This is a genomic window from Paracoccus sp. SMMA_5_TC (assembly GCF_009696685.2).
Classification (GTDB): domain Bacteria; phylum Pseudomonadota; class Alphaproteobacteria; order Rhodobacterales; family Rhodobacteraceae; genus Paracoccus.
In genome coordinates this window covers 683464-709363 of the sequence record NZ_CP102355.1, presented here as the reverse complement: position 1 = coordinate 709363, position 25900 = coordinate 683464, and the positions used below count along the sequence as shown (strand labels likewise).

The 25900-nt window shown below is 64.7% G+C and carries 20 protein-coding genes and 1 tRNA gene; 15 read left to right on the top strand and 6 right to left on the bottom strand.

Annotated elements, in window-relative coordinates; translation table 11 throughout:
• Positions 1-51: 51 nt before the first annotated feature.
• Complete coding sequence (locus tag GB880_RS03560; RefSeq protein WP_154493636.1) at positions 52-873, bottom strand: ABC transporter permease; 822 nt, start codon at positions 871-873, stop codon at positions 52-54.
• Between the two features lie 138 nt (positions 874-1011).
• Between GB880_RS03560 and cysQ the strand changes: the two genes are divergently transcribed.
• The 9 genes from cysQ to GB880_RS03515 all read left to right on the top strand — a co-directional run bounded on the left by cysQ (position 1012) and on the right by GB880_RS03515 (position 11222).
• Positions 1012-1809, top strand: coding sequence for a 3'(2'),5'-bisphosphate nucleotidase CysQ (gene cysQ, locus GB880_RS03555; RefSeq protein ID WP_154493637.1), 798 nt, complete (start codon positions 1012-1014; stop codon positions 1807-1809).
• A 4-nt stretch (positions 1810-1813) separates the two neighbouring features.
• Positions 1814-2614 carry a 3-deoxy-manno-octulosonate cytidylyltransferase gene (locus tag GB880_RS03550; protein ID WP_154493638.1) on the top strand — a complete coding sequence of 267 codons (801 nt, stop codon included), beginning with the start codon at positions 1814-1816 and terminating at the stop codon, positions 2612-2614.
• Positions 2614-3867: a glycosyltransferase family 2 protein gene (locus GB880_RS03545; RefSeq protein ID WP_263467293.1), complete on the top strand. Its 1254-nt coding sequence runs from the start codon at positions 2614-2616 to the stop codon at positions 3865-3867. The genes GB880_RS03550 and GB880_RS03545 overlap by 1 nt, the downstream gene beginning before the upstream one ends.
• 114 nt (positions 3868-3981) lie before the next feature.
• Positions 3982-4872: a UTP--glucose-1-phosphate uridylyltransferase gene (locus GB880_RS03540; protein WP_154494601.1), complete on the top strand. Its 891-nt coding sequence runs from the start codon at positions 3982-3984 to the stop codon at positions 4870-4872.
• A 2-nt stretch (positions 4873-4874) separates the two neighbouring features.
• Positions 4875-5873, top strand: coding sequence for a UDP-glucose 4-epimerase GalE (galE, locus tag GB880_RS03535; RefSeq protein ID WP_154494602.1), 999 nt, complete (start codon positions 4875-4877; stop codon positions 5871-5873).
• The gene (locus GB880_RS03530) at positions 5863-7101 is read left to right on the top strand and encodes a glycosyltransferase family 4 protein (protein ID WP_263467292.1); all 1239 of its coding nucleotides are present in this window, start codon (positions 5863-5865) and stop codon (positions 7099-7101) included. The genes galE and GB880_RS03530 overlap by 11 nt, the downstream gene beginning before the upstream one ends.
• Positions 7102-7108: 7 nt before the next feature.
• Positions 7109-8134 carry a glycosyltransferase family 2 protein gene (locus GB880_RS03525; protein WP_154494423.1) on the top strand — a complete coding sequence of 342 codons (1026 nt, stop codon included), beginning with the start codon at positions 7109-7111 and terminating at the stop codon, positions 8132-8134.
• A complete protein-coding gene (locus GB880_RS03520; RefSeq protein ID WP_229774478.1) occupies positions 8131-9819 on the top strand; it encodes a beta-1,6-N-acetylglucosaminyltransferase in 1689 nt (562 codons plus the stop codon). Before GB880_RS03525 ends, GB880_RS03520 begins: the two co-directional genes overlap by 4 nt.
• Positions 9816-11222: a hypothetical protein gene (locus GB880_RS03515; RefSeq protein WP_154494424.1), complete on the top strand. Its 1407-nt coding sequence runs from the start codon at positions 9816-9818 to the stop codon at positions 11220-11222. Before GB880_RS03520 ends, GB880_RS03515 begins: the two co-directional genes overlap by 4 nt.
• Here the strand turns inward: GB880_RS03515 and GB880_RS03510 are convergent.
• The 5 genes from GB880_RS03510 to GB880_RS03490 all read right to left on the bottom strand — a co-directional run bounded on the left by GB880_RS03510 (position 11219) and on the right by GB880_RS03490 (position 15394).
• The gene (locus GB880_RS03510; protein ID WP_154550612.1) at positions 11219-12187 is read right to left on the bottom strand and encodes a DMT family transporter; all 969 of its coding nucleotides are present in this window, start codon (positions 12185-12187) and stop codon (positions 11219-11221) included. The two genes, GB880_RS03515 and GB880_RS03510, sit on opposite strands and share 4 nt — an antisense overlap.
• Positions 12184-13227 (bottom strand): tRNA epoxyqueuosine(34) reductase QueG, encoded by a 1044-nt coding sequence (gene queG, locus GB880_RS03505; protein ID WP_154550613.1) that lies wholly within the window; start codon positions 13225-13227, stop codon positions 12184-12186. The genes GB880_RS03510 and queG overlap by 4 nt, the downstream gene beginning before the upstream one ends.
• Positions 13208-13894, bottom strand: a complete 687-nt coding sequence (fzlA, locus tag GB880_RS03500; RefSeq protein ID WP_154493838.1) for an FtsZ-binding protein FzlA — start codon at positions 13892-13894, stop codon at positions 13208-13210. The genes queG and fzlA overlap by 20 nt, the downstream gene beginning before the upstream one ends.
• Positions 13895-13980: 86 nt before the next feature.
• The gene (gene mtgA / locus GB880_RS03495) at positions 13981-14712 is read right to left on the bottom strand and encodes a monofunctional biosynthetic peptidoglycan transglycosylase (protein WP_154493839.1); all 732 of its coding nucleotides are present in this window, start codon (positions 14710-14712) and stop codon (positions 13981-13983) included.
• Between the two features lie 76 nt (positions 14713-14788).
• Positions 14789-15394, bottom strand: coding sequence for a DUF1269 domain-containing protein (locus tag GB880_RS03490; RefSeq protein ID WP_154493840.1), 606 nt, complete (start codon positions 15392-15394; stop codon positions 14789-14791).
• A 156-nt stretch (positions 15395-15550) separates the two neighbouring features.
• Here GB880_RS03490 and GB880_RS03485 point away from each other — a divergent pair.
• The 6 genes from GB880_RS03485 (at position 15551) to GB880_RS03460 (ending at position 25879) form a co-directional block, all read left to right on the top strand.
• Positions 15551-15626, top strand: a tRNA-Ile gene (locus tag GB880_RS03485).
• A gap of 165 nt (positions 15627-15791) precedes the next feature.
• Positions 15792-17003: a tyrosine-type recombinase/integrase gene (locus GB880_RS03480; RefSeq protein WP_154493841.1), complete on the top strand. Its 1212-nt coding sequence runs from the start codon at positions 15792-15794 to the stop codon at positions 17001-17003.
• A 294-nt stretch (positions 17004-17297) separates the two neighbouring features.
• On the top strand, positions 17298-19436 hold the full coding sequence (locus tag GB880_RS03475; protein WP_154493842.1) for a VapE domain-containing protein: 2139 nt from the start codon (positions 17298-17300) through the stop codon (positions 19434-19436).
• Between the two features lie 344 nt (positions 19437-19780).
• Positions 19781-19999 carry a hypothetical protein gene (locus tag GB880_RS03470; protein ID WP_154493843.1) on the top strand — a complete coding sequence of 73 codons (219 nt, stop codon included), beginning with the start codon at positions 19781-19783 and terminating at the stop codon, positions 19997-19999.
• Between the two features lie 56 nt (positions 20000-20055).
• Entirely contained in the window at positions 20056-21000 is a 945-nt protein-coding gene (locus GB880_RS03465; protein WP_154493844.1) for a DUF3800 domain-containing protein, read from the top strand.
• A gap of 70 nt (positions 21001-21070) precedes the next feature.
• The gene (locus GB880_RS03460) at positions 21071-25879 is read left to right on the top strand and encodes a DEAD/DEAH box helicase (RefSeq protein ID WP_154493845.1); all 4809 of its coding nucleotides are present in this window, start codon (positions 21071-21073) and stop codon (positions 25877-25879) included.
• Positions 25880-25900 lie beyond the last annotated feature (21 nt).

Sequence of the window (25900 nt, the reverse complement as noted above, 5' to 3'; positions counted from 1 at the left end):
CGGGCTGCAAGCGGCCGCGCCGGGCGAAAATGGTGCCGCAATGGTTCCATCTCAGCGCCCGGCAGACCAGCTCAGCGACACCGATCGCCGGGTGACGAATTCGGCCATCAGCCCCACCATCAGCAGCGCCAGCGTCGCATAGATCGGATATTCCAGCGACGAATTGCGCGGGGAATAGTTGATGAAGGCAAATCCGCGGGTCTGGTCGATGATGTGGAACAGCGGATTCCAGGCAAACATCCCCAGCATGAAGCCGGGCAGCGTATTGGCCACGAACATCTTGCCCGAAAACAGCATGTTCAATCGCTGATAGACCTGGGTCAGCACCTGGGCCGGTTGCGGCCACCACGCCCGCAGCGCCAGAAAGATCAACCCGATGCAGCAGCCCGAAAACCAGGCCAGCAGCAGCATCGCATAACAGGCGGCAGGCGATTCTATGCGAATGGGCTGGACCAGGTAGTGATAGGCCGCCAGCACCACGAAACAGGAAAATGTCTGCCGGTAAAGCGACGCCAGCCCCGCGGCCGCGATCAGCACCGCCGTGTTCATCGGCCCGTGCTTGATCATCTGATTGTTCGGACTGGCCGATCCGGCCACCGCGCCGATGGCCTGGGAATGGGCCATGAACATGAAGATCCCGGTCATGATATAGACCAGATAGTCGCCGCGGATCGGGGCATGCCGCACCCCCATCAAGGCAAAGATCAGATAAAAGCCCATGATCATCGCCACCGCCTGAACCACGGTCATGATCAGCCCCACCAGCGCGTTGCGGTGGCCCTTGCGCAGGTTGTTGACGGTGACATGATAGATCAGCGCCAGCGTCGTGAACGCGGCCTGGGCCAGATTGCGATTGCGGCGTTGGACGAACATCGGGCACCGGCGGGGTTGCGGGATCGGTCTGCGGATACGGGCGCTTGCCCTGATGGGTTCACGCGATCATAAGAAAGGCGAATGCCGTATTCAATCGGCTGGACGGCGCCTGGATCCGCCGGCCGGAAAGGAAATGCAATGCAATTCGATCAAATGATTTCCGAAATGCGGCGCCTGGCGCTGCAAGCCGGCGATGAAATCATGGCGATCTATCGCGACGAGGATCTGCAGGTCAGGGCCAAATCAGATGCATCGCCCGTCACCCAGGCCGACGAGGCCGCAGATGCGTTGATCTCGAAAGGACTCAGGGCCGCCTTTCCCGATATCGCCCTGGTGACCGAGGAACAGGCCGAGACCCACGCGCAAAGCCCTGACACCTTCTTCATCGTCGATCCGTTGGATGGCACCAAGGAATTCGTGCAGCGCCGCGGCGATTTCACCGTCAACATCGCCTTTGTCCAGGACGGGGTGCCGCGGCTGGGGGTGGTCTATGCCCCGGCGCGGGGGCGACTGTTCTATACCACCGGCCAGGGGGGCGCGGTCGAGGAGCAGGGCCCCTTTGGCGCGCAGCCGGGCGCCCTGACCCCCATCGGCGTCAATTCGATGCCGGACAATCGCGGGCTGATGGTGGTGGCCTCGAAATCGCACCGCGATGCGGCGACGGACGCATACATCAACCGCTATGCGGTGCGCGACCTGACCTCGGCCGGCTCGTCGCTGAAATTCTGCCTGGTCGCCACCGGCGAGGCGGATCTTTACCCGCGTCTGGGCCGGACCATGGAATGGGACACCGCCGCGGGCGATGCGGTGCTGCGCGCGGCCGGGGGCGAAGTGGTGCGTTTCGACGACCACAGTCCGCTGCTCTATGGCAAGCCCGGTTTCGAGAACCCGTTCTTCATCGCCTATGCCCCGGGCGTGCTGCTGGTCAGGGAATAGCTTCATGTCCGTTGTCATCGTCATTCCCGCCCGCCATGCCTCGACCCGTTATCCTGGCAAGCCGCTGGTGGAGCTGCGCGGCGCCTCGGGCCAGGGGTTGTCGCTGATCCGGCGCAGCTGGCAGGCCGCGCGGGCGGTGGGTGGCGTCGATCGGGTGATCGTGGCCACCGATGATCGCCGCATCGCCGATCACGCGCGCGACTTCGGGGCCGAGGTCGCCATGACCGCCACCACCGCGCGCAACGGCACCGAACGCTGCGCCGAGGCGGTGGCCAATCTGGGGCTGTCCCCTGAAATCGTCGTCAACCTGCAAGGGGATGCCCCCTTGACCCCCGCCTGGTTCGTCGAGGAACTGATCGCCGGACTGCGCGCCGATCCGGGGGCCGATGTGGCGACGCCGGTGCTGCGCTGTTCGGGGGCGATGCGTTCGGAACTGATCGCCGACCGCGTGGCGGGGCGTGTGGGCGGCACCACTGCGGTTTTCGGCCACGACCGCAGGGCGCTGTATTTCTCGAAGGAAGTGATCCCCTATGTCGGGGCCGATTTCGCCCCCGGCGATCCCACCCCGGTGTTTCATCACGTCGGGGTCTATGCCTATCGGCCGGCGGCGCTGGCGGAATATCCGACCTGGGACGAAGGCCGGCTCGAGGCGCTCGAGGGGCTCGAACAATTGCGCTTCCTGGAACGCGGCCGCCGCATCCTGTGCGTCGAGGTCGAGGCCCGCGGCCGCGAATTCTGGGAGCTGAACAACCCCTCGGATGTGCCCAAGCTCGAGGCGATGATGCAGCGCATGGGCATTGCCTGATGCCGGGGCAGGCCGGGCGCCTGCCGGCCGTCAGCATCGTCGTGGTCTCGCGCCACCGCCCTGGGCCGTTGGCGCAGTGTCTGGCCGCGCTGGCCCGGCAGAGCCATCCCGAATGCGAACTGATCCTGGTGGCCGATCCGGGAAGTATCGGCCTGCGCCCGGACCTGCCGATCAAGCGCGCATGCTTCGACCAGGCCAATATCTCGGCCGCGCGCAATCGCGGCCTGGCGCTGGCGGCGGCCGAGGTGGTGCTGTTCATCGACGATGACGCGGTGGCCGCGCCGCAGTGGGCGGCGGCGCTGGCCGCGGCCTTTGCCGACCCCGGGGTGCTGGCGGCGACCGGCTTTACCCGCGGTCCCGACGGCCTGTCCTGGCAGGCCCGGGCCGAGGTCATCGACCGTTCCGGACGCAGCCGGGCACTGGCGCTGCGCGACGCCGCGCTGCTGGCGCCGCCCGCTGACGGCGCGATCAGCACCCTGGGCACCAATTGCGGATTTCGCGCCGCGGCCCTGCGCGAACTTGGCGGTTTCGACCCGGCCTTTGCCTATCACCTTGATGAAAGCGATGTGAACATGCGCATGGCGGCGCGCTGGCCGCAGGGATTGACTGCGGTGGTGCCGCAGGCGGTGGTGGTGCATGGCATCGCGCCGGGCGCGGGGCGGGGCCCGGCCGGGGTGCCCGACGACCTGACCGCGGTGGGCCGCTCGGCCGCCATCTTTGCCGCACGCCATGGCGGCAGCACCGGCTGGGTCGAGGCGGCGCAGCGTCGGCGGCTGCTGCGGCTGATGGTCGCGGGACGGCTGGACCCCGGCGCGGTCGGGCCGGTGCTGGCCACGCTGCGCAAGGGGCTGGCCGCGGGCGCGGCCTTGCCGCCGCCGCCGGTCCCGACACCGTTTCCGGCGGCCGACCGGCCGCCGCCCTTCCAGCCCTTGCCCATGCGCGCGGCCGATCCCTTGTTCCTGGCCGGCTGGCACTGGCAGGCGCGGGGCCTGCGCCGTCAGGCCGCGCAGGCCGTGGCCCAGGGGCGCTTGGCGACGCTGCTGCTGCTGACACCGGGCTTTCTGCCTCACCGGCTGGTTCTGACCGCGCAGGGCTGGTGGGAGCAGCGCGGGGGTCTGTGGGGTCGCGCGCAGCCCGGGGACCGGGCGATGCTGTTCATGCCGCGTGCCGACCGCATTCGCCGCGAGCGCGAATACCTGCCGGAATATGCGCCCCCGCCAAGCGGAAAATGGCTGCAAGAAGCAGAAAATTGAATCGCTTTTGCCACGGCATGGAACGGCAACGGGTCCACGACACTTGTTGCGCAGTCGCCGGCAAAAGAGGATAAGCATTCCTGCCGTCGGCGCAGAGATCAGGAGAGCGCATTCATGCACCGCAAAGTCAGCAAGGCCATTTTCCCCGTCGCCGGCCTTGGCACCCGTTTTCTACCGGCCACAAAAAGTATTCCCAAGGAAATCATGACCTTGGTTGATAGGCCGCTGATCCAGTATGCGATCGACGAAGCGCGCGCCGCCGGAATCGAGGAATTCATCTTTGTCACCTCGCGCGGCAAGGGCGCGCTCGAGGATTATTTCGACCACGCGCATGAGCTGGAATCGAACCTGAAGAAAACCGGCAAGACGGAATTGCTGGATATCCTGCGTTCGACCAACATGGATTCGGGCGCGATTGCCTATATTCGCCAGCACAAGGCCTTGGGCCTGGGGCATGCGGTCTGGTGCGCGCGCCGCCTGGTCGGAGACGAGCCCTTTGCCGTGATCCTGACCGATGACGTGATCATGGGCGAGCCGCCCTGCCTGCAACAGATGATCGAGGCCTATCGCGAAACCGGCGGCAGCATGGTGGCCACCATGGAGGTGCCCATCGAAAAGACCAAGGCCTACGGCGTTCTGGACGTGGCCGAGGACATGGGGGCGATCGTCCGCGCCCGCGGCATGGTCGAAAAGCCCAAGGAAAACCCGCCGTCGAACCTGGCGGTGATCGGCCGCTACATCCTGGCGCCGACGGTGATGAACAACCTCAACAAGCTCAAGCAGGGTTCGGGCGGCGAGATCCAGCTGACCGACGCCATCGCCGACGAGATCGAGGAAGGCCGCGATGTCTTTGGCCTGCGCTTTCGCGGCCAGCGTTTCGATTGCGGCTCGAAGGCGGGATTTCTGCAGGCGACCGTGGCCTTTGGCCTCGCGCGCGAGGATCTCAAGCATGAATTTGCCGAATATCTGTCCGATATCGCGGCGATGCTGCGGGCGGCGGAATAGGCATGGGGCCGACGGTCCTGGTCACCGGCGGGGCGGGCTATATCGGCTCGCACGCATGCAAGGCGTTGCAGCGGGCGGGGTTCGTTCCGGTCACCTATGACAATCTGGTGACCGGCTGGCGCCAGGCGGTGAAGTTCGGCCCATTCGAGCAGGGCGATCTGCTGGACCGGGCGCGACTGGATCAGGTGCTGGCGATGCATCGTCCGGTGGCGGTGATGCATTTCGCGGCGCTGAGCCAGGTGGGCGAGGCGATGCGCGAACCGGGCCGCTACTGGCGCGGCAATGTCTGCGCCTCGCTGAACCTGGTCGAGGCGGCATTGGCGGCGGGGGTGCGCGATCTGGTGTTCAGTTCGACCTGCGCCACCTATGGCGACCATGACGGGGTGGTGCTGGACGAATCGACGTCGCAGGCGCCGCTGAACGCCTATGGCGCCAGCAAGCGCGCGATCGAGGACATGCTGAAGGATTTCGGCGCCTCGGACGGGTTGCGCGCGGTGATCTTTCGCTATTTCAACGTCGCCGGCGCCGACCCCGAGGGCGAGGTGGGCGAATTCCACCGCCCCGAGACCCATCTGATTCCGCTGATCCTTGATGCGATCGACGGCCGGCGTCCGGCGCTGACCGTCCATGGCACCGACTATCCGACCGCCGATGGCACCTGCATCCGCGATTACGTCCATGTGATGGACCTGGTCGATGCCCATGTGCTGGGCCTGCGCTTTCTTCTGGACGGCAAGCTGGCCGATGGCGGGCACGAGGTGTTCTGTCTGGGCACGGGCAACGGCTTTTCGGTCCGCGAGGTCGTCGATCAGGCGCGGCATGTCACCAACCGCCCGGTGCCGATGGTCGATGGTCCGCGCCGGCCCGGCGATGCCGTCAAGCTGGTGTCGGGCAGCGAAAAGGCGCGGCGGGTGCTGGGCTGGACGCCCGGGCGCTCGACCATGCAGCAGATGGTCGCCGACGCCTGGCGCTGGCACCAGACCGGCGGATATGACGGCTGATCGCGGGATCCTGCTGGATGTCTCGCGACTGGTGTCGCGGCTGGGGCGCGGGCCGCTGACCGGCATCGACCGGGTCGAGGCAGAGTGGCTGGCCCATCTGCAAGGCCGGCGACATCTGTTGCTGTGCCGGGCCGGGCGCGCGCAATGGGTGCTGGACCCAGCGGCGGGGGCCTTGCTGCTGGGCTGGTTGGCCAACAGGGGCAACCTGCCGCCGGCGCCGGGGCTGCTGGCGCGGTTGCGGCTGCGGCTGGGGCGCGGGCCGGCAACCGGGGCGCTGCATGCCCTGGCGCCCTGGGCATTGCGGCGTGCGGGCCGCGACGGGCAGGGGCTGGGGGCCTTTGTCCTGGCGCATCTGGGCGCGGGCGCAGCCTATCTGAACGTGGGCCACAGCAATATCGCGCCGCGGCTGTGGCAGAACCTGCGCCCCCTGATCCGGGCGGTGCTGCTGCACGACACGATTCCGCTGGATCATCCCGAATTCACCCGCGCCGGGCAATCGCAGCGGTTTCAGGACCGTTTCCGGGCGGCGATGCAACAGGCCGATCTGGTGCTGGCGATATCGGCGGTGACGCGGGACGCGGTTCTGGAGTGGTCCCGGAAACTGGCGGTGGACCCGCATGCGCCGGTGGTGATTGCGCCCATCGGCACCCGCCTGACCGCGCCGGCGCCGACGCCGCCGCTGCCCGCCGGCCTGCCCGATGACCGGCCCTTGTTCCTGACCCTGGGCACGATCGAGCCGCGCAAGAATCACGCCCTGCTGCTGGATGCCTGGGCGCAGCTGCCCGCCGGGCCGATGCTGGTGATCGCCGGTCGCCGGGGCTGGGAAAACCGCGAGGTGTTTGCGCGGCTGGACGCGCTGGCGCCGGGGGCTGCGGTGCGCGAATGCGGCGATCTGGACGACGCCGAGGTGGCGGCGCTTATGCAGCATTGCCACGCGCTGCTGATGCCCAGCCGGGCCGAGGGTTTCGGCCTGCCGCTGACCGAGGCTGCCGCGCGTGGGGTTCCGATCCTGTGCAGCCCCTTGCCTGTGGCGCGCGAGATCCTGGGCGACTACCCCATCTATCTGCCCGCCGATGCGCCGTCGGACTGGGCGTCGGAAATCGCCCGGCTGGCGGCGGTGCCACGACAGCGGCTGTCGCCTGCCCGGGTTCCCGGCTGGGAGGCGCATTTTGCAGCCGTTGCCGCCGCCCTTGCCGGACTGGTGGCACGGCCACGAGCAACGGGTTAGGCCGCCGATGCCGCGCCTGTGGTCCGAATATCGTCGCCGTTTCCGTCTGCGGGTGCGCCGGCAATGGCTGCTGGCCCGCGCCATTCGCCGCCACCGCCGATTGCGGCCGGTGGTGGACCGCACCCGCGCGATTGCGCCGGGCGACATCCTGCTGTTCATGGCCATGCGCAACGAAGCCCCGCGCCTGCCTTATTTCCTGGATTATTACCGGCGCCTGGGGGTCGGGCATTTCCTGGTGGTCGACAATGAGTCCGAGGATGGCGGGCGCGAATTCCTGGCCGATCAATCGGATGTCTCGCTGTGGCGGACAGCCGCCAGCTACAAGGGCGCGCGCTTCGGCATGGACTGGATGAACTGGTTGCTGTTCCGTCATGGCAGCGGCCATTGGTGCCTGACGGTCGATCCCGACGAATTCCTGATCTATCCCCATCATGACAGCCGGCCCTTGCGGGCGCTGACCGATTGGCTGGACGCCGGCAACATGCGCGCGTTTTCGGCGATGCTTCTGGACATGTATCCGCGCGAGGCACAGGCGACCGCAGCCTATCGCCCGGGGGACGACCCGTTCCGGACCCTGCGCTGGTTCGATCCGGGCAATTATGTCATCCGCAAGAACCGCGAATACGGCAACCTGTGGATCCAGGGCGGGCCTCGGGCAAGGCTGTTCTTTGCCGATGCGCCGCAATCGGCGCCGGCGCTGAACAAGATCCCGCTGGTGCGCTGGCGGCGCGGCTATGTCTATGCCAGTTCCACGCATATGTTGCTGCCGCGGGCGCTGAACCGGGTCTATGACGAAAACGGCGGCGAGCGTGCCTCGGGCTGCCTGCTGCATGCCAAGTTCCTGCCCAGCTTTGCCCAGAAGGCGGCCGAGGAACTGACCCGGCGCCAGCACTATGCCGGCGGGCGCGAATATGCCGCCTATCACGCCGGGCTGGCGCATGGGCCGGATTTCTGGTGCCCGCAGTCCTGCGAATATGACGACTGGCGCCAGCTCGAGGATCTGGGGCTGATCTCGAGGGGGAACTGGGCATGACGGCGCCGGTGCGCCTGGGGGTGGTCATGCTGTGCCACGAGGAGCTGGCCCTGGCCGCCCGGATGGCGCGGCTCTGGGCCCGGGGCGGGGCGCAGGTGATGGTGCATGTTGATGCCCGCGCGCCGGCCGCGCCGGTCGATGCCCTGCGCGCCGATCTGGCGGACCTGGCGGGACAGGTGCATCTGGCGCCGCGGGTCGCCTGCGAATGGGGCCGGTTCAGCCTGGTGCGCGCCACGCAGATCGCCGCCGAACGGCTGCTGGCGCTGGACCCGGACATCAGCCATGTGCTGCTGGTGTCGGGCGCCTGCCTGCCGCTGCGGCCGGTGGGCGAAATCTGCGCCTATCTGGCGGCGCGGCCGGGCTGCGACTTCATCGAAAGCGTCACCGTCGGGGATGCCGGCTGGACCGTGGGCGGGCTCAGCGAGGAACGCTTTACCCTGCGGTTTCCGTTTTCCTATCGCCGGCAGCGCTGGCTGTTCGACCGCCATGTCGAATTGCAGCGCCGGCTGCGGTTTCGCCGGCGCATCCCGCAGGGACTGGTGCCGCATCTGGGCTCGCAGTGGTGGTGCCTGACCTGCGCCAGCCTGCAGGCGATCCTGAACGATCCGCGCCGGGCCGAGTTCGACCGCTATTTCCGCCGGGTCTGGATCCCGGACGAAAGCTATTTCCAAAGCCTGATCCGCCGCCATGCGCGCCAGATCGAAAGCCGATCGCTGACCTTCAGTCGCTTTGACGCTCAGGGTCGGCCGTTCCTGTTCTATGACGATCACCTGACCTTGCTGGAGCAGTCGCGCTGTTTTCTGGTCCGCAAGGTCTGGCGCGGGGCGCAGCGGCTGCATGAGCATTTTCCCCGGCCTGCGACCACCCCCGATGCCGAGCCGCGTCCGCAGAGGCTGGAGCGGATGATCGATCAGGCTGTCCAGCGCCGGTGCCAGGGCCGGCCGGGGCTTTACATGCAGAGCCGCTTTCCGGTCAAGGACCGCGAAATCGTCAAGACCGCGGCACCCTATGCGGTGTTGCAGGGATTTTCGGACCTGTTCGCGGATTTCCCGAACTGGCTGGGGGCTCGGCTGGATGCGGATGTGCATGGGCATCTGTTCGCGTCTGACGGCATCGGCTTTGCCGGCGGCGCGGCGCTGGGGCCCGGGGCCTTCCCGGACAATCCCGCCATGCGCGATCTGGACCCGCGCGGCTTTCTGGCCAGTCTGGTGCGACTGACGCCGCGAATGCAGGTCTGGCAGCATAGCCCCCGCGACAACCAGGCGCTGGCCTGGTTCATGGCCACCGATCCGCATGCGCGGATGTTTCTCATCACCGGGGCCTGGGCGGTGCCGCTGATGCATTCGGGCATGCCGTTTGACGACATCCGCCGCATGGCGGCGCGGTTGCAGCGCGCCGAACTGGCCCAGATCGAGGCCGTCCGGTCGGTCTGGTGCAAGGCGCAGGTCCAGGTCTGGGATCTGGCCGATTTCTGCGCCCGTCCGCTTGGCGTGCTGCAATCGGTGTTGCGCGAACTGGGCGCGGGTACGGATGCGGCCACGGATCTGCCGGCGATGCGCCCGGTTGCGGGGATGGGCGACTTTCTGCAAAGACTGCGCAACGCCGGCCTGCGCCCGCAGCTGATGGGCGATTTTCCGATCACCGGGGCGGGCGGCGCAGCAGCAAGGGAACGGAGCGCACCATGACCCAGGGCTTTCGCAGCTTTGTCATCTTTGCCGAAATGCGCACCGGCTCGAATCTGCTCGAGGCGACGTTGAACCGCATCCGCCGCGTCACCTGCTTTGGCGAGGCGTTCAACCCGGTGATGCTGGGCTGGCCCGACAAGACCGAGCTGCGCGGCATCACCATGGCCGAACGCGAGGCCGATCCGATGCGGCTGTTGCGGGCGCTGTTCGACCGGCCCGATCATCTGGCGGGTTTTCGCTACTTTCACGACCACGACCCCCGGGTGCTGGATGCGATTCTGGATGATCGCAGCTGCGCCAAGATCGTGCTGACCCGAAATCCGGTGGACAGCCATGTGTCCACCCAGCTGGCGCGCAGCACCAACCAATGGAAGCTGAACGAGACCGAGGTTCCGCTGGCCGCAACCGTGCGTTTTGATGCCGAAGAGTTTCGCCAGAACCTGCACGCGGTCGAGGAATTCCGGCTGCGGGTGCAGCATCGCCTGCAAAGCAGCGGTCAAACCGCCTTCTGGCTGGGATACGAGGATCTGCGCGATCCTGCGGTGATGACCGGGCTGCTGCACTGGCTGGGACGCACCGATCTGGAACTGGTGCAGCCAGCCAGCGACCAGGTGCCGCAAAACCCCGGCGAACTGGCGGAAAAGGTCGAGAACTTCGACGAGATGCAGGCGGAACTGGCGCGCATGGATCCCTTTGGCCTGCGCCGCATCCCGAATTTCGAGCCGCGCCGCGGCCCGGCGGTGCCGGGTTATCTGGCCTGTGAGGCGGGCCGGGGCCTGGTGTTCATGCCGGTTCGTGGCGCCCCGACGTCGCGGATATCCGACTGGCTGCGGGGGCTGGGGCCGGTGCAGGGCGATTTTCAGCAGAACCTGCTGCGGCAGTGGAAACGCGACCACCCCGGCCACCGCAGCTTTACCGTGCTGCGCCATCCGCTGCTAAGGGCGTGGTCGGCGTTTCAGGGGGTGGTGAACGGGCCGAATGCCCCGCTGCGCCAGCTGCTGCGCGACATCCACCGGGTGCCGCTGCCGCCCGATGCCGAATTGCCGGCAATGCAGCCGGTCGATCAGATGCCGCTGTTCGCGGCATTCCTGGATTTCCTGCGCCGCAATCTGAACGGCCAGACCTCGATTCCCTGCCAGCCCGCCTGGGCCAGCCAGTCGGAAATCCTGGCGGGCTTTGCCCGTTTCGGCGTGCCGGACATGGTGCTGCGCGAAGGCGATCTGGTGCGCGATCTGGGCTGGCTGGCCGCCAGTGCCGGTCTGGACACTCCCGGCGTGCTGCCCGAACCGCGTTCGGTGCCGGAATTTCTGGATGATCCCGGCCTGCGGGCGGCGGCGCGCCGGGCCTATCTGCGCGACTACATCGCCTTCGGCTTCGCGCCCAGCCCGCAGGGCGGCCGCTAACCCTGCGGGGTCATGGCGCCGCGCTGGCGGCTGCGTTCCAGCCCCAGCTGGCGTTCGCGCCAGATGATCAGCATGCCGGCGGTGATGATCAGCGCCGCCCCCGCCAGCATCACCAGCGTCGGTGCCTCGGCAAAGACGAACCAGCCCAGCGCCAGCGACAGCAGCATCGAGACATACTCGAACGGCGCCACCAGCGAGGCATCGGCATGACGATAGGCCGAGGTCAGCAGGATCTGGCCCAGCCCGCCCAGCAGCCCGACGCTGACCAGCAGCGCCGCGGTTCGCGCATCCGGCATCACCCAGCCAAAGGGCAGTGTCAGCAGGCCCAGCAAGGTCGAGGTGATCGAAAACCAGAACACGATGGCCGAGGTGCGTTCCTGCTGCACCAGCTTGCGCACGAAGATCTGCGCCAGCGCCGCGCAGGCCGCGCCGGCCAGCGTCACCACCGCGCCCAGGGTTTCGCGATAGCCCATCTGCGCCCCGGCGGACAGGCGCGGCGACAGCACGATCATCACCCCCGCCAGCCCCAACGCCACCATGCCCAGGCGGAACAGCCGCACGTCCTCGCCCAGGAACATGGCCGCAAAGATCACCGTCAGCAGCGGCGCGGCATAGCCGATGGCCGTGACCTCGGGCAGGGGCAGCAACGCCAGCCCCCAGAAACCCAGCGCCATTGCCGCAGTGCCGACGATGCCGCGATAGAAATGCCCCATCGGCTGGCGGGTGCGCAGCCCGACCGCCAGTTCGCGCCGCCACAGCAGCCAGACCAGAATGACCGGGATCGCGAAGAAGGACCGAAAGAACACCTGCTGGCCCGCCGGCACCCCCGATCCGCCATCAGAAGTGGCCTTGATCAGCGCCGCCATCAGCGTGAACACCAGCACGCTGAGGCATTTCAGCACGATGCCACGAAGCGGGGCAGACTCGGCCCCGGGCGGGGCCGGGGCTGGGGACGGCCCGCTCATGACAGGCGCGCGCAGGCCCAGGCGGCGGCATCGGCCACCGCCGGGTCGGCGTCCGCGCACAGCGCCTGCGCCAGCGGCCGCAGCGGCGCCAGCCCGGAATTGCCGATCGCGTAAAGCACGTTGCGCACCATGCGGTCGCGGCCGATGCGCTTGATCGGGCTGCCGGCGAAACGCGCGCGAAAGCCGGCATCGTCCAGCTGCACCAGTTCGGCCAGGGCCGGTGCTCCATGCGGGCCGTGATAGCGCAACTCGCTGGCGCTGCGGGCGAACTTGTTCCAGGGACAGGCGGCCAGGCAGTCGTCGCAGCCATAGATGCGGTTACCCAGGGCCGGGCGCAGCGCCGGATCGACCGGGCCACGGTGTTCGATGGTCAGATAGGAAATGCAGCGCCGCGCATCCAGTTGATAGGGCGCGGGAAAGGCATCGGTCGGGCAGGCGTCCAGACAGGCGCGGCAGGAACCGCAATGCGACCGTTCTGGCGCGTCGCGCGGCAGGTCCAGCGTGGTGAAGATCGCCCCCAGAAAGAACCAGCTGCCCAGGTCGCGCGACAGCAGGTTGGTATGCTTGCCCTGCCAGCCAAGGCCCGCGGCCTGCGCCAGCGGCTTTTCCATCACCGGGGCGGTATCGACAAAGACCTTGATCTGCGCCCCGGTCAGGCCGACCAGCCAGCCGCCCAGGCGTTTCAGCCGTTTCTTGACCAGGTCGTGGTAATCCTTGCCATGGGCATAGACGCTGACGGCACCGCGATCAGGGCAGGAAAGGACCGCGCGCGGGTCATGGTCGGGGGTGTAAAGCTCGGCCAGCATGATGACCGAACGCGCCTCGGGCCACAGGCTGGCGGGATCGGCGCGCCAGCCCGTCCGCTCGGCCAGCCAGTTCATCTGGCCATGGTAGCCGCGCGCCAGGAACTGCGCCAGACGTGCCGGCAGTTCGGGCAGGGCATCGGGCGCGCAGATACCCATGGCGGCAAAGCCTTCCGCCCGGGCCTGATCCTGCAGCCGGGCGCGGATCTGGTCGGGATCAGAAATCCAGCAAGGCATAATGCGGCGCCGGGTGGATGCCCGGCACATGATCGGCCAGCAGGCTGCGGAAGGCCGGCCGCGACTTGATCTTGGCATACCATTCCTGAACCTCGGCCGAATGGGTCCAGTCCACGTCCGAGATATAGTCCAGGCAGGACAGGTGCGCGGCGGCGGTGAAATCGGCCAGCGTCATGCTGTCGCCCGCCAGCCAGCGGCGCTGTTCCAGCAGGCCGCGCATGTAATCCAGATGATAGCGCACCGCCGACAACCCGGCCTTGACGGTGCGCGAATCGGGGTAACCCAGCCGCATGACCTTTTTCCACACCCGTTCGGTCATTACCGGCCGCGTCACCTCGGCGTTGAACTTGTCGTCGAACCAGGCGCAAAGCCGGCGGGTCTCGTAGCGTTCGATGGCCAGGCGCGGCATCAGCGGCGGCTGCGGCTGGATTTCGTCCAGATATTCGCAGATCGCCTGACTTTCGGCCAGCAACCGCCCGTCCATGCGCAGCACCGGCAGCTTGCCGGCGGGGTTGCGGCGCAGGATTTCGGACCCCGGCTCCCAGAAGCGGTCCTCGACCAGTTCGACCTCGATGCGCTTTTCGGCCAGCACCAGGCGCACCTTGCGGCAGAACGGGGACAGGGCGATATGATAAAGGCGGATCGTGGAATTGGACGAAGTGTTCATCTGGGAAATAACCGGGTCAAACGCGGGCCTTGGCGTTGATACGCCCGCAGGCATGCGGTTTCAACCGCGATGGGGATGCCGGCGGATCAACGCCCAAGCCGCAGGCAGGCATCGCGACCGTCGGCCTGGATCGTCTGGGCACCGCTGACGATGGCCCGGGTGCGGGCCGAGCCGGTCTGCGGATTGCGGCTTTTGGGTGCCGGCAGGATCGAGGCCAGCGCCGCGGCCTGACGCAGACTGAGCCGGTCGGGGGTGGTGTTGTAATAATGGGCGGCGGCGGCATGGACGCCAAAGACGCCGCGCCCGAATTCCGCGACGTTCAGATAGACCTCGGCGATGCGGCGTTTGGACCACAACGCCTCGAGCATCGGGGTATAAAGTGTTTCCATCAGCTTGCGCGGCCAACTTCGGCCCTGCCACAGGAACACGTTCTTGGCCGTCTGCTGGGTGATGGTCGAGGCGCCCCGGGACGAGCCTGACGCGATGACCTTGCGGATCTCGGTCATGTCGAACCCCCAGTGCCGGCAGAAATTGGCATCCTCGGCGGCGACGACGGCGCGCACAAGATGGGGCGACATCTCGTCAAGATCGACCCATTTGCGCGCCGGCCGGTCAGGGTATTGCCACTGCCCCTCCAGGATCGTCCAGGTCGTCGGCGGGTTGATGAAGGACAGCAGGAACACGATCACGAACATCAGCGCCAGCAGCCTGACGGCCAGCCAGCGCAACCACTCGACAGCCCGCCGGACCACCCGCGCGGCAATCCCGCGGCGGGCGGGGCGGCTGGAGGGGTCGGGCAGGTCGGTGCTGGACGGCATGGATGCGTCCTGTCACGTCCCGCCCTGCCGCGTCAAGCGCCAGATGACCCACGGAAATCCGGGTCTGCTAAGGCGATTACGCCCCCGACGTTCCGCTGCTGCCGCTGGCCGGTGCGGCGCTGCCGGTTGGCGGCACGACGCTGGGCGCAACGGCCGCATCTGCCTGCGGCATGCCAAGGGCCGAGCCCAGCTTGCCGCCGGCAAAGGCGTCGCGCAGGCGCTGTTCCTCGGCCTCGGGCAGCGAGGATTGCAGCACTCGACCCTTCATGTGATAGTTTTCCAGTCGCGCCAGCACCTTGTCGGCGGTCATCTTGCGCACCAGGATGAACACGGCCGAGCCACCGGGCGGAATCGAATTGCCCAGTTCGCGCATGAAATCGTCGTTGATGCCCACGTCGCTCAGCCGGCCGGCAATGGCGCCCGAGGCCGCGCCCACCGCCGCCCCCAGCAGCGGGTTCAGGAACAGCAGCCCCACCAGAGTGCCCCAGAAACCGCCACCCAGCGCGCCCGCCGCCGTCAGGTTCACCGCCTGGTGCAGCTGGATATCGTCGGCGCTGGGGCGGGTGACGACGACCGCATCCTCAAGCTCGATCAGATATTCCTTCTGCATCTTGACCAGTTCGGTGCGCAGTTCGAAGCCGCTGGCCTCGTCGTTGAAGGCAATTACAAGCAAATCCGACATGACAGGAGCCTTTTTACAGGGAACGCCGCTCAACGCCGATCTGCGTGCGCGGTTCCGTCATATGCTCACCCACGCGGCTTGCTGCGTCAACACGAAGCCGCGTTCAGTCTGCGCCTTGACGCGGCCGTCGGGTCGGGCCAAATCTGGAAGCGGTCGGGGCCTGTAGCTCAACGGTCAGAGCAGGGCGCTCATAACGCCTTGGTTGGGGGTTCGAATCCCTCCGGGCCTACCAAAAATTCGTCCCTATGCGTCCCGGATTGAAGGTAATCCACTTAAAAACAGTGGCTTACCTCATTCTGCGTCCCCATGCCGCCCGATGCGTCCCCATGCGTCCCGTCTTTTGTTGGTATGAATTGTTGGTATGATGCCCGCGATACCAACAAACGGAGTCGCAGCCATGCCCTTGACCGATGCCCAATGCCGCGCCGTCAAGCCTGCCGCGAAGGTTCAGAAGCTGTCGGACGGGCGCGGACTCTTCCTGCAAGTGACGCCAAGCGGCTCAAAACTGTGGCGCATGAACTATCGCTGGCAGGCGAAACAGCGCACCGCTGCCTTCGGATCGTATCCCGATGTTTCCCTTGCGACTGCCCGCCTGAAAGCCGCCGAACTCAAGGACAAGCTGGCAGCGGGGATAGACCCGGCCGCGAAGAAAGGCACGGCGACAGGCACTGCGCCCATGAAGCCCTTCAAGGACGCCGCGCGGGAATGGTTCAACGCGCGGGAAGCCCAATGGGTCAGCGGCTATGCAGCGCGCATCTGGTCGCGCCTTGACGCGGACGTGTTCCCCAAGATCGGCACCAAGGACGTGGCAGCGATCACCCCTGCCGAAGTCTTGGCCCTGTTGCGCGACGTCGAAAACCGCAACGCCCTCGAAATGGCAAAACGGCTGCGCCAGACCATGAGCGCGATCTTTCGCTTTTCCGTGGCGAACGGCTGGGCTTCCTCTGACCCTGCCGCGCCCCTTGCAGGTGCGATGAAGTCTGCACCCCGGCAACAGCACCGGGCAGCCTTGAAGGAAGATCAACTGCCCGACTTCCTCAAGGCGCTGCAAACCTACAGCGGGGACCGGGCAACCGCGCTGGGCTTGAAGATCATTGCGCACACCTTTGTTCGCACCGCAGAACTGCGGCTGGCAACATGGGATGAACTGGACGGGGACACATGGCGCATCGCCGCTGAAAAGATGAAGATGCGCAAGGAACACATCGTGCCCCTGTCCCCGCAAGTGCAGGCCATGTTCGTGGAACTCAAGGACTTGGCAGGCGGTTCGCAATGGGTCTTGCCAGGCCAGTCCGGGCACAAGCCGGTTTCCGAAAATACGCTGATCTATGGGCTTTACCGGCTGGGCTACCACTCCCGCGCATCGGTTCACGGATTTCGCAGCACCGCGTCAACCATCCTGAACGAATCGGGCCTGTGGCGGGCCGATGCGATCGAGCGGCAGCTTGCGCACGTCCCCGCGAATGAGGTTCGCAGCGCCTATAACGCGGCACTCTACCTTGAGGAACGGCGGCGCATGATGTGCTGGTATTCTGACCTTCTGGACAAGAAGGAAAGTCAATCGGTGAATAAATCAGAAACCGATTTAACGGATTTGCTTGGCGGCTAAGGGCGCGTCAGCGAATTCATTCAAGGGGCCGCACAGTAAAAAGTGCGGCCCTTTCTATTTTATCACAGTCGACTCAATAAAACGCCCCGTGGTAATATCCAACTCGGAGAATGAAATGCGAAAGCCCGCGACTGGACACCGCGGGCCTTCAATAGAAAAGGAAGCGAAGCTTTGAAGCACCCTGAGATTACCATCGGCGCGGCCGAATTTCAACCCCCTACCGTTTTTATAGATACCGATCTTTCGGATTTGCTTTGCGTCCCAGAGGGGCCGAATACGTCCCCATGCGTCCCAATGGATCAAATCAACTGCGACCTGATTGGCGCGGGCGCATCGCTGCATTGGCTTCACATCAAGGCGAAGAACCCGGTCGACGCGCGCTGGTCCGAACTGCCGAACCGCAGCGAATCAGACCTGCGCCGCAGCTACCGGCGAGGGCAGAATATCGGCATTCGCCTTGGGCAGCCGTCACAGATCGGCGGGGACTTCCTGCACTTGGTCGACCTTGACATTCGGGACGCCAGGAAGGCCAGGGAAGCATGGACGGCGCTTCTGGCCCTGTGGCCTGCCGCCAGGGGCTTCCCTTCTGTGGTGAGTGGCAGCGGCGGGGAGTCGCGGCACCTTTACTTCCTGTCACCTGTGGCGATGCGCAAACGAAAGCTGGCCCGTTCGGACGGATTCACGATGGTCTTTGACCCTGCCAAAGGCCGCGATGTGAAGAAATTCGATTGGGAAATTGACCTTCTGGGCACCGGCTCACAAGCCGTTCTGCCGCCGTCGCTTCACCCTGTAACAGGGCAGCCCTACCGCTGGGAACGCCCCTTGGAATTGGGCTTCCCCCTTGCCATGCAGATTGCCCCGGAGTCACTGGCACGGTTCGGCGCGTGGCAGCAACATGACGGCAGCGGGGAACCAGTCGCGCCTCTTGACGCGGTGAATCAGGAACACTTGGCGCGACTCTTTGAAGCCCTGAACGTGGATGACCGCGACGATTGGAAGGATGTGGGCATGGCCCTGCATCACCAATTCGCAGGATCGAAAGAGGGATATTCGATTTGGAACGATTGGGCAAAGGCATCATCCAAACACGACGAAAGGGACTCGCGGGACGTTTGGAAATCGTTCAAGGCTGACAAGCAGAACGCCAAGGGTTTGCGTCAGATGTTCCGTGAAATTGGAATTGAAGGATATGAGCGCCACTGGCAGGTCTACGTTTCGGATGATGATTTTGACGATCTTCCTGCACTTCCTGCGGAAGCGAAACAAGCGAGGATCGGAATAATCACAGGCAAGAACGGCGAAATGAAACCGACGCTGCACAATGCCATTCTGATTTTGCGCAAGGTGAACCGAGACCAAGGCTATTCGATCCGCAAGAACGAGATGACCGGGCAAGACGAATGGCGCGCCGGGCCGATCAATGACGCCGATTTGGGATTGATCCGCGTGGCGATTGAACAGGCCGGAATGCACAACGTAGGGGCAGACCTGACCGCGGGCGCGGCTCGGGCCGTTGCCGAGTTGAACCGCTATCACCCGGTCCGGGATTGGCTGGAGTCGCTGCACCATGACGGCAAGCCGCGCCTCGATACTTGGCTGACCCGCTACCTTGGCGTCGACGCATCCACCTATTCCCTTGCCGTGGGGCGCGCCTTCCTGGTCGCAATGGTGGCGCGCGTCATGCGGCCGGGCTGCAAGCACGATCATGTTCTGGTGCTGGGCGGGGCGCAGGGCATCGGCAAGTCAACCGCCTGCCGCATTCTGGGCGGTGACTGGTCAGGTGACAACATGCCCTCGATCCGCGATGGGGCGCGGGAAGCCGGGCTATACCTTCGCGGGCATTGGGTGGTGGAACTGGCCGAACTCGCCCCGTCGCGTAAGGCGGAACAGGAAGATTTGAAGGCCTTCCTGACACGCGCCGCAGATGAAATCCGCGCCCCATATGCGCGCCGGGCAGACATTGTTCCTCGCCAGTGCGTTTTCGTTGGGACCACGAATGAAACCGCCTTTCTGCGGGATGCCAGCGGCGGGCGGCGCTACTGGCCCGTGACTTGTGGGGCGCGGATTGACACCGAAGGACTTGCGGCAGATCGGGAACAGCTTTTCGCTGAGGCAGCCGCAGCCTTCCGGGCCGGAGAAGCCTGGCACCTGCCGCCCGAACTGGAACAGTTGGCCAAGATTGAACAGGAAGCCGTCCGCGAAGAACACCCTTGGGATGAGCCTATACGGCGTATCCTGGACGACTTGACCGAAGGCGACGGCTTTGACCGGCAGCCGAAGGACAGCGTGACGGTTGCCGAGGTGCTGACGCTTCTGCGCATCCCGACTGAAAAGCAGAACGGCACAAATGCAAAGCAGGTTGCGGGCACCTTGAGAATGCTGGGCTGGAAATCCAAGCATACCGGTCGCGGCAACCGTTGGGTGCGGCCGTGATGCGGCAGGTTCCACCATCGCCTGCAACCGATCATCGCTTTTGCCGGGTCATCGGTTGCAGCGCGTTTGCCCTTTGTAAAGGTGAACCGAGTGAACCCGGCGTGAACGCAGCGAATGGCGCTTGGGTTCAGCATTTTCATGCTTTTTTCCAGTGCCTTGCGCCGGGAGCGAACCCAGTGAACCCATATGGCTCTACCAAAACCCTTGGTGATGGAACGGCAGCGGTGGGGCCGGAGGGGTGGGCTGTGCGTCCCGGGCGGCAATATATAAAACGGGGGTTCAACAGGTTCACTGGGTTCACCATCGGGCGCAATCACGCCACCCGCACAGCGGAGTAACGCACCATGACCTTCATCGAATACCTGCGCATGCCCCAGTCCTGGGAACCCGAATTCGCATCTTTCGTGAAGGACGCGCTGGGCGACCGCAACATGCTCGACATTCGCGCCTGGGTTGATCTGCGCGCCTATCTGAAACGGAAAGGCGACCGAGACGCCATGATTGCCGCGCGCTTTGTCTGGGGCTGCTACCAAGCCGCGCGGGATGATGAACCCCTGGTGTAACTTGACGATCTGGCACAACCTCCAGATGATCGGCCATACCCACTTAAGGACCCGGTTTGAATTACCATTACACCCTGTTCATTGACGAGGCGGGCGACGACAAGGTTGAACGCCTGAAACCCGGAACCCCGGATGGAAACTCGGAATGGCTGTGCCTGGGCGGCTATCTCGTCCGGGCCGAGGCTGAATCCGATCTGGACCGGCGCAGGGATGAAATCCTGCGCGCCATCTGGCAGAAGCCGGGCGGCGTGCTGCATTTCCGCAACCTCAAACCCGCAAGCCAAGCGCTGGCTACGCAGACGCTGGCCAGCAAGGGCAATCCCGCGCGGGGCTTTGTCGTCTGTTCGCTCAAGCAGACCATGTTGAACCACCACAACCCCCGCGCGGCGGCGGCATCGGGCAATCCGCGCGACTATCTTTACAACTGGGTTGTGCGGCTTCTGCTGGAACGAGTGACCCATTGCGTCGCCCATCACGCCCAGCGCCACGGGATCGAAAGCCCCGCCCTGCGCATCGTCATGGCCAGCCGCAGGGGGCATCATTTCGGGCGGTTCAAGGCTTATATCCAGCAAAAGATCAATCAGGCCACGGCGGGCACCACTTATCTCGATACGCGCGACATCGATCAGGCCGTGCTGCGCTACAGCCTGATCGAGCGCGCCCCGGCGTCAGGCCTTGCCGGGTTGCAACTGGCCGATGTGCTGGTCAGCGCGTTCTTCCAGTCGATCGAGCAAGCTTCGCCCCACCATGCCGACAAGGTGGCGCTGCACCTGCGCCCGCTCATGGCCGAGCGCAGGACGACGAGTGGACGCCAGACACGGCGGGATGGCGAGGGGGTGACGTTCTTTCCCCCCTTGCAGGCGGTGCATCTGCTGACGCCTGCTCAGACCGTATTCTTTGAACGTTTCGGCTATGACATGGGCTGGCTGAAATCCCGCAAGGCTCAGAAAAACAAGCAGGCCTTCACCCAAGCCCAGCGCATGTGGTCGCATGAGGCGTGAAAGAGTTTCAGCTTGCAAGTCGATAGGGGGAAGTGGTCTAACGGTTGAAAAAGTTACGGCAGAAGCAGGCATGAGCCGCGAACATATTGATCGAATTCTTTCGCAATTTCGGGACCTTTCCAGCGACGAGCGCGGCAAGGGCAGGCTGTTCGAACGCCTGATCGCAAATTACCTGGTCCGGGACCCGCAGTATTCCGACCTACTGGAACATGTCTGGCTTTGGGAAGAATGGCAGGACCGCTGGGGCGCTGACGTTGGCATTGACCTTGTGGCCCGCGAGAAGGCTACGGGCGACTATTGGGCGATCCAGTGCAAGTTCTTTGACCCGAATCACACGATTCAGAAACCCGATATAGATTCCTTCCTGTCGGCATCGGGCAAGCAGTTCGCCACCAATGACGGCAGCAAGCTGTTCGCGCGCCGCATCGTCGTGTCGACCACCGACAAATGGAACCGGAACGCCGAAAGCGCCATCGAAGGGCAGACCATCCCCGTTTCGCGGATCAGCCTGTCCGACCTTGCCGAAAGCCCGATTGACTGGACGGAATTCAGCCTTACCCGGCCTGACCTGATCCGCCTGCGCCCCAAGAAAACCCCTCTGCCGCATCAGGATGAAGCCATTGCCGCCGTGCTGGAAGGCATGCAAACGGTGGACCGGGGCAAGCTGATCATGGCTTGCGGCACAGGCAAGACCTTCACGTCCCTGCGGCTTGCCGAAACCATCGTGCCCGAGGGCGGGCGTGTCCTGTTCCTTGCCCCGTCCATTTCGCTGGTGGCGCAGACGCTGCGGGAATGGACGGCACAGGCGCATGACCCGATCCATGCCTTCGTGGTGTGTTCCGACAGCAAGGTGGGCCGCGACGAGGAAGACCTTCGCACCCATGACCTTGCATATCCGGCCACAACCGACGCGCGCAAGCTGGCATCGGCGGCACAGGCACTGACCCATGGGCGGCGCGTTGTCGTGTTCTCGACCTACCAATCCATCCAAGTTGTCGCAGACGCCCAGCGCGCTGGGCTGGGCGATTTCGATCTGATCATCTGCGACGAGGCGCACCGGACCACCGGCCTGACCCTGCCGGGCGAAGACCCGTCCGACTTCGTGAAAGTCCACAGCAACGGCGTGGTGCGGGGGGCAAAGCGCCTCTACATGACAGCCACGCCCCGCATCTATGCCGACGCATCAAAGACCAAGGCCGATCAGAACGAAGCCGTCCTGTTCTCGATGGACGATCCCGACACCTTCGGCCCGGAATTCTACCGGCTGGGCTTTGGCAAGGCCGTCGAACGTGACCTGCTGTCGGAATACAAGGTGCTGATCGTCGCCGTCGAACAGGACAAGATGGGCGACGTGGCCAACCGCTACAACCGCGCCTATCGGCTGGACGACAAGAAAGCTATCGACATCAACTTCGCCACCAAGATCGTTGGAAGCTGGAAGGGCCTGTCGAAAAAGGGCCTTGTCCTGGTGGACGAGGACGGCGAACAGGAAGCCCTGACCGAAGACACCGAACCGATGCGCCGCGCGGTGGCCTTTTCGCGGTCCATCAAGGCATCGCAACAGATCACCGAGGTGTTCGGCAAGCTGGCCGAACTCTATGCCGAAAGCTATCAGCCCGAAGACGTTCCCGGCATGGTGGATTGCCACCTGCAACACGTCGACGGCACGATGAATGCCCTGCAACGGTCTTCGGCGCTGGACTGGCTGAAAGATAACCCCGGTTCGGGCAAATGCCGCATCCTTTCGAACGCGCGCTGCCTGTCCGAAGGCATTGACGTGCCCGCGCTGGACTCCGTGGTGTTTTTCGACACGAGAGAATCCATCGTCGACATCGTGCAGTCGGTCGGCCGCGTCATGCGCAAGGCGGCGGGCAAGAAATACGGCTACATCATCCTGCCCGTCTGCATGCCGTCCAAGAATGTGGCCGACTACAACGGCTATATCGAAAGCGATCCGCAGTTCCGCAGCATCTGGAAGGTGATCAAGGCCCTTCGCGCCCATGACGACAGCCTGGTCGACGAGGCCGAATTCCGCCGCAAGATCAAGGTTGTCTCGGGCGGCGAAGAGACCGGCGAGGGCGAAGGCGGCGGCAGCGATACCCTGCCGCTCGATTTCCCGGCGCTGCCAATCGACGCCATAAGCGAAGCCGTCTATGCCGCCATCCCGAAGAAACTGGGCGACCGCGAATATTGGAGCGAATGGGCCAAGTCCATCGGCACCGTGGCCGAACGCCTGATTGCCCGCATCAAGGCGATGATCTCGGGCAGCCCCGAGGTGGCCGATGAATTCGCCCGCTTCGTCAAAGGCCTGCAAGACACGTTGAACCCTGCCGTCACATCCGACGATGCGGTGGAAATGCTGGCACAGCACATCCTGACCATGCCCGTCTTTCAGGCCCTGTTCGCGGGCACCGATTTCCCGGCCCACAACGCCGTGGGCCGCGCGTTGGAAGCCATCGTTCAGAAGCTTGATGCCGGATCGGTGGACAGCGAGACCGAGGGCCTGCAACGGTTCTACGACAACGTGCGCGAGCGCATCAGCCTGGCGAAAAGCGACAAGTCCAAACAGGACATCATCCGCAACCTCTACGACACGTTCTTCAACAATGCCTTCCCCCGCATGGCGGAACGGCTTGGCATCGTCTACACGCCCGTTCCCGTGGTGGATTTTATCCTGCGCAGCGCCGATGTCGCCTTGCGCCGCCACTTCGGCCAAAGCCTGTCCAGCGACGGGGTGCAAATCCTTGATCCCTTCACAGGCACCGGCACCTTCCTGGTGCGGCTGATCCAGTCAGGGCTGATCACCCCCGAGGCGCTGGAACGCAAATACGGCGGCGAATTGCATGCCAACGAACTGGTGCTGCTGGCCTATTACATCGCCACGGTGAACATCGAGACCGCCTATCACGGCGCGACGGGCAGCTATCGCCCGTTTGACGGGATGATCCTGGTCGACACCTTCCAGATGACCGAAGACGGCGATCTGGTGGACCGCGTGGTGCTGCCCGAAAACAACGAACGCGCCGAACGGCAACTTGCCCATCCCATTCAGGTGATCGTCGGCAACCCGCCCTATTCGGCGCAGCAAGACAGCGAGAATGACAATAACAAGAATCTGGCCTATCCCACGCTCGATGGGCGCATCCGGGCCACCTATGCCGAACGGTCGAACGCCAAGCTGCTGAAAAACCTGTATGACAGCTATATCCGTGCCATCCGCTGGGCATCCGACCGCATCGCGGATCGCGGCATCGTTGCCTATGTGACCAACGGATCGTTCCTGGAGGCGAACAATATGGACGGGCTGCGCCTGTCTTTGGCCAGTGAATTCAGCCACCTCTACATCTTCAACCTGCGGGGCAATCAGCGCACTTCGGGCGAGGAGTCGCGGCGCGAAGGTGGCAAGATTTTCGGTTCCGGGTCCCGCACCCCCGTTGCCATCACACTGATGGTGAAAGACCCGGCCCACGAAGGCCCCTGCCAACTGCATTACCACGACATCGGGGATTACCTGAGCCGCGAGGAAAAGCTGACGATCATTGACGACTTCGCCAGCATCGACCGGATGCCCTGGCAACGCCTGCGCCCGAATGCGGAAGGCGACTGGATCAACCAACGCGATCCGGCCTTTGATGCGTTTGTGCCGCTGGGCGACAAGGAAGGCACCGAAGGCGGCGCGATTTTCGATACCTATTCGCAGGGCGTTCTGACCTCGCGCGATGCTTGGGCTTACAATTCGGGCCGCGAGGTTCTGGCGGCGAACATGAGCCGCATGATCGAAACCTATGAGGCCGAACGGGGCCGCTATGCCCGCACCTGCGCCGGGCTGCAAAAGGACGAATGGCCGCCGGTGGAAAAGGTCGTCGACACCGACCCGCGCAACATCAGTTGGTCACGCGCCTTGAAGGCCGACGTGACACGGAACAAAGCCTATGCCTTTGACGATAGTGCACTTGTGCAGGGGGCCTACCGTCCGTTTCAGCGCCAATGGCTTTATTTCGACCGTCGAATGAACGAAATGGTCTACCAACAGCCCCGTCTGTTCCCGACGCCACGGCATCAGAACCTTGTGATCTGCGCAGCCGGGAGTGGAGCAAACAAGGCATTCTCTGCCTTTGTGACCGCCAGCGTTCCCGACTACGAACTTGTGTCCAAGGGCCAAGGCTTCCCGCTGTACTGGTATGATTACCCCGATGAGACGCGCGGCAGACGGCAGGGTGAGATGTTTGCGAACGGTGCGACCGCCGACGCCGAAGGCTATATCCGCCGCGATGCGATTTCCGATTGGGCGCTGGGCGAGTTCCGCCGCCGTTACGCGGACGACGCCATCAGCAAGGAAGACATCTTCTGGTATGTCTACGGCATCCTGCATTCCCCTGAATACAAGGATCGCTTCGCCTCCGACTTGAAAAAGATGGTCCCCCGCATCCCCTATGCCGCCGATTTCCGTGCCTTCAGCAATGCGGGCCGCGAACTGGGCCGGTGGCATCTGGGCTATGAGACGGTGGAGCCTTACCCGTTGACCGAAGATTACAGCCGTCTGGTGATGGAAGCCGCCGACTGGCGCGTTCACAAGATGGTCTTCGGCAAGCGCGGCGGTGAAAAGGACCGCTCGGTCATCGTCTTCAACCCCCACGTCACCCTGCGCGGCATCCCGCTGGAAGCCTACGACTATGTGGTGAACGGCAAATCCGCGCTGGAATGGGTGATGGAACGCTATGCCGTGACCATCCACAAGGAAAGCGGCATCAGGAATGACCCGAACGACTGGTCCGAAGACCCGCGCTATATCGTGGACCTGGTAAAGCGGATTGTGCGCGTCAGCCTCGAAACCGTGCGCATCGTGGCATCCCTTCCGCCGCTGAACGAACAGCCGTGAATGACTGGGGCCGGAGAACGA

Coding starts and splice junctions, on each gene's coding strand:
- GB880_RS03560 (WP_154493636.1), bottom strand. CDS start 873: ATGTTCGTCCAACGCCGCAATCGCAATCTGGCCCAGGCCGCGTTCACG.
- cysQ (WP_154493637.1), top strand. CDS start 1,012: ATGCAATTCGATCAAATGATTTCCGAAATGCGGCGCCTGGCGCTGCAA.
- GB880_RS03550 (WP_154493638.1), top strand. CDS start 1,814: ATGTCCGTTGTCATCGTCATTCCCGCCCGCCATGCCTCGACCCGTTAT.
- GB880_RS03545 (WP_263467293.1), top strand. CDS start 2,614: ATGCCGGGGCAGGCCGGGCGCCTGCCGGCCGTCAGCATCGTCGTGGTC.
- GB880_RS03540 (WP_154494601.1), top strand. CDS start 3,982: ATGCACCGCAAAGTCAGCAAGGCCATTTTCCCCGTCGCCGGCCTTGGC.
- galE (WP_154494602.1), top strand. CDS start 4,875: ATGGGGCCGACGGTCCTGGTCACCGGCGGGGCGGGCTATATCGGCTCG.
- GB880_RS03530 (WP_263467292.1), top strand. CDS start 5,863: ATGACGGCTGATCGCGGGATCCTGCTGGATGTCTCGCGACTGGTGTCG.
- GB880_RS03525 (WP_154494423.1), top strand. CDS start 7,109: ATGCCGCGCCTGTGGTCCGAATATCGTCGCCGTTTCCGTCTGCGGGTG.
- GB880_RS03520 (WP_229774478.1), top strand. CDS start 8,131: ATGACGGCGCCGGTGCGCCTGGGGGTGGTCATGCTGTGCCACGAGGAG.
- GB880_RS03515 (WP_154494424.1), top strand. CDS start 9,816: ATGACCCAGGGCTTTCGCAGCTTTGTCATCTTTGCCGAAATGCGCACC.
- GB880_RS03510 (WP_154550612.1), bottom strand. CDS start 12,187: ATGAGCGGGCCGTCCCCAGCCCCGGCCCCGCCCGGGGCCGAGTCTGCC.
- queG (WP_154550613.1), bottom strand. CDS start 13,227: ATGCCTTGCTGGATTTCTGATCCCGACCAGATCCGCGCCCGGCTGCAG.
- fzlA (WP_154493838.1), bottom strand. CDS start 13,894: ATGAACACTTCGTCCAATTCCACGATCCGCCTTTATCATATCGCCCTG.
- mtgA (WP_154493839.1), bottom strand. CDS start 14,712: ATGCCGTCCAGCACCGACCTGCCCGACCCCTCCAGCCGCCCCGCCCGC.
- GB880_RS03490 (WP_154493840.1), bottom strand. CDS start 15,394: ATGTCGGATTTGCTTGTAATTGCCTTCAACGACGAGGCCAGCGGCTTC.
- GB880_RS03480 (WP_154493841.1), top strand. CDS start 15,792: ATGCCCTTGACCGATGCCCAATGCCGCGCCGTCAAGCCTGCCGCGAAG.
- GB880_RS03475 (WP_154493842.1), top strand. CDS start 17,298: ATGGATCAAATCAACTGCGACCTGATTGGCGCGGGCGCATCGCTGCAT.
- GB880_RS03470 (WP_154493843.1), top strand. CDS start 19,781: ATGACCTTCATCGAATACCTGCGCATGCCCCAGTCCTGGGAACCCGAA.
- GB880_RS03460 (WP_154493845.1), top strand. CDS start 21,071: ATGAGCCGCGAACATATTGATCGAATTCTTTCGCAATTTCGGGACCTT.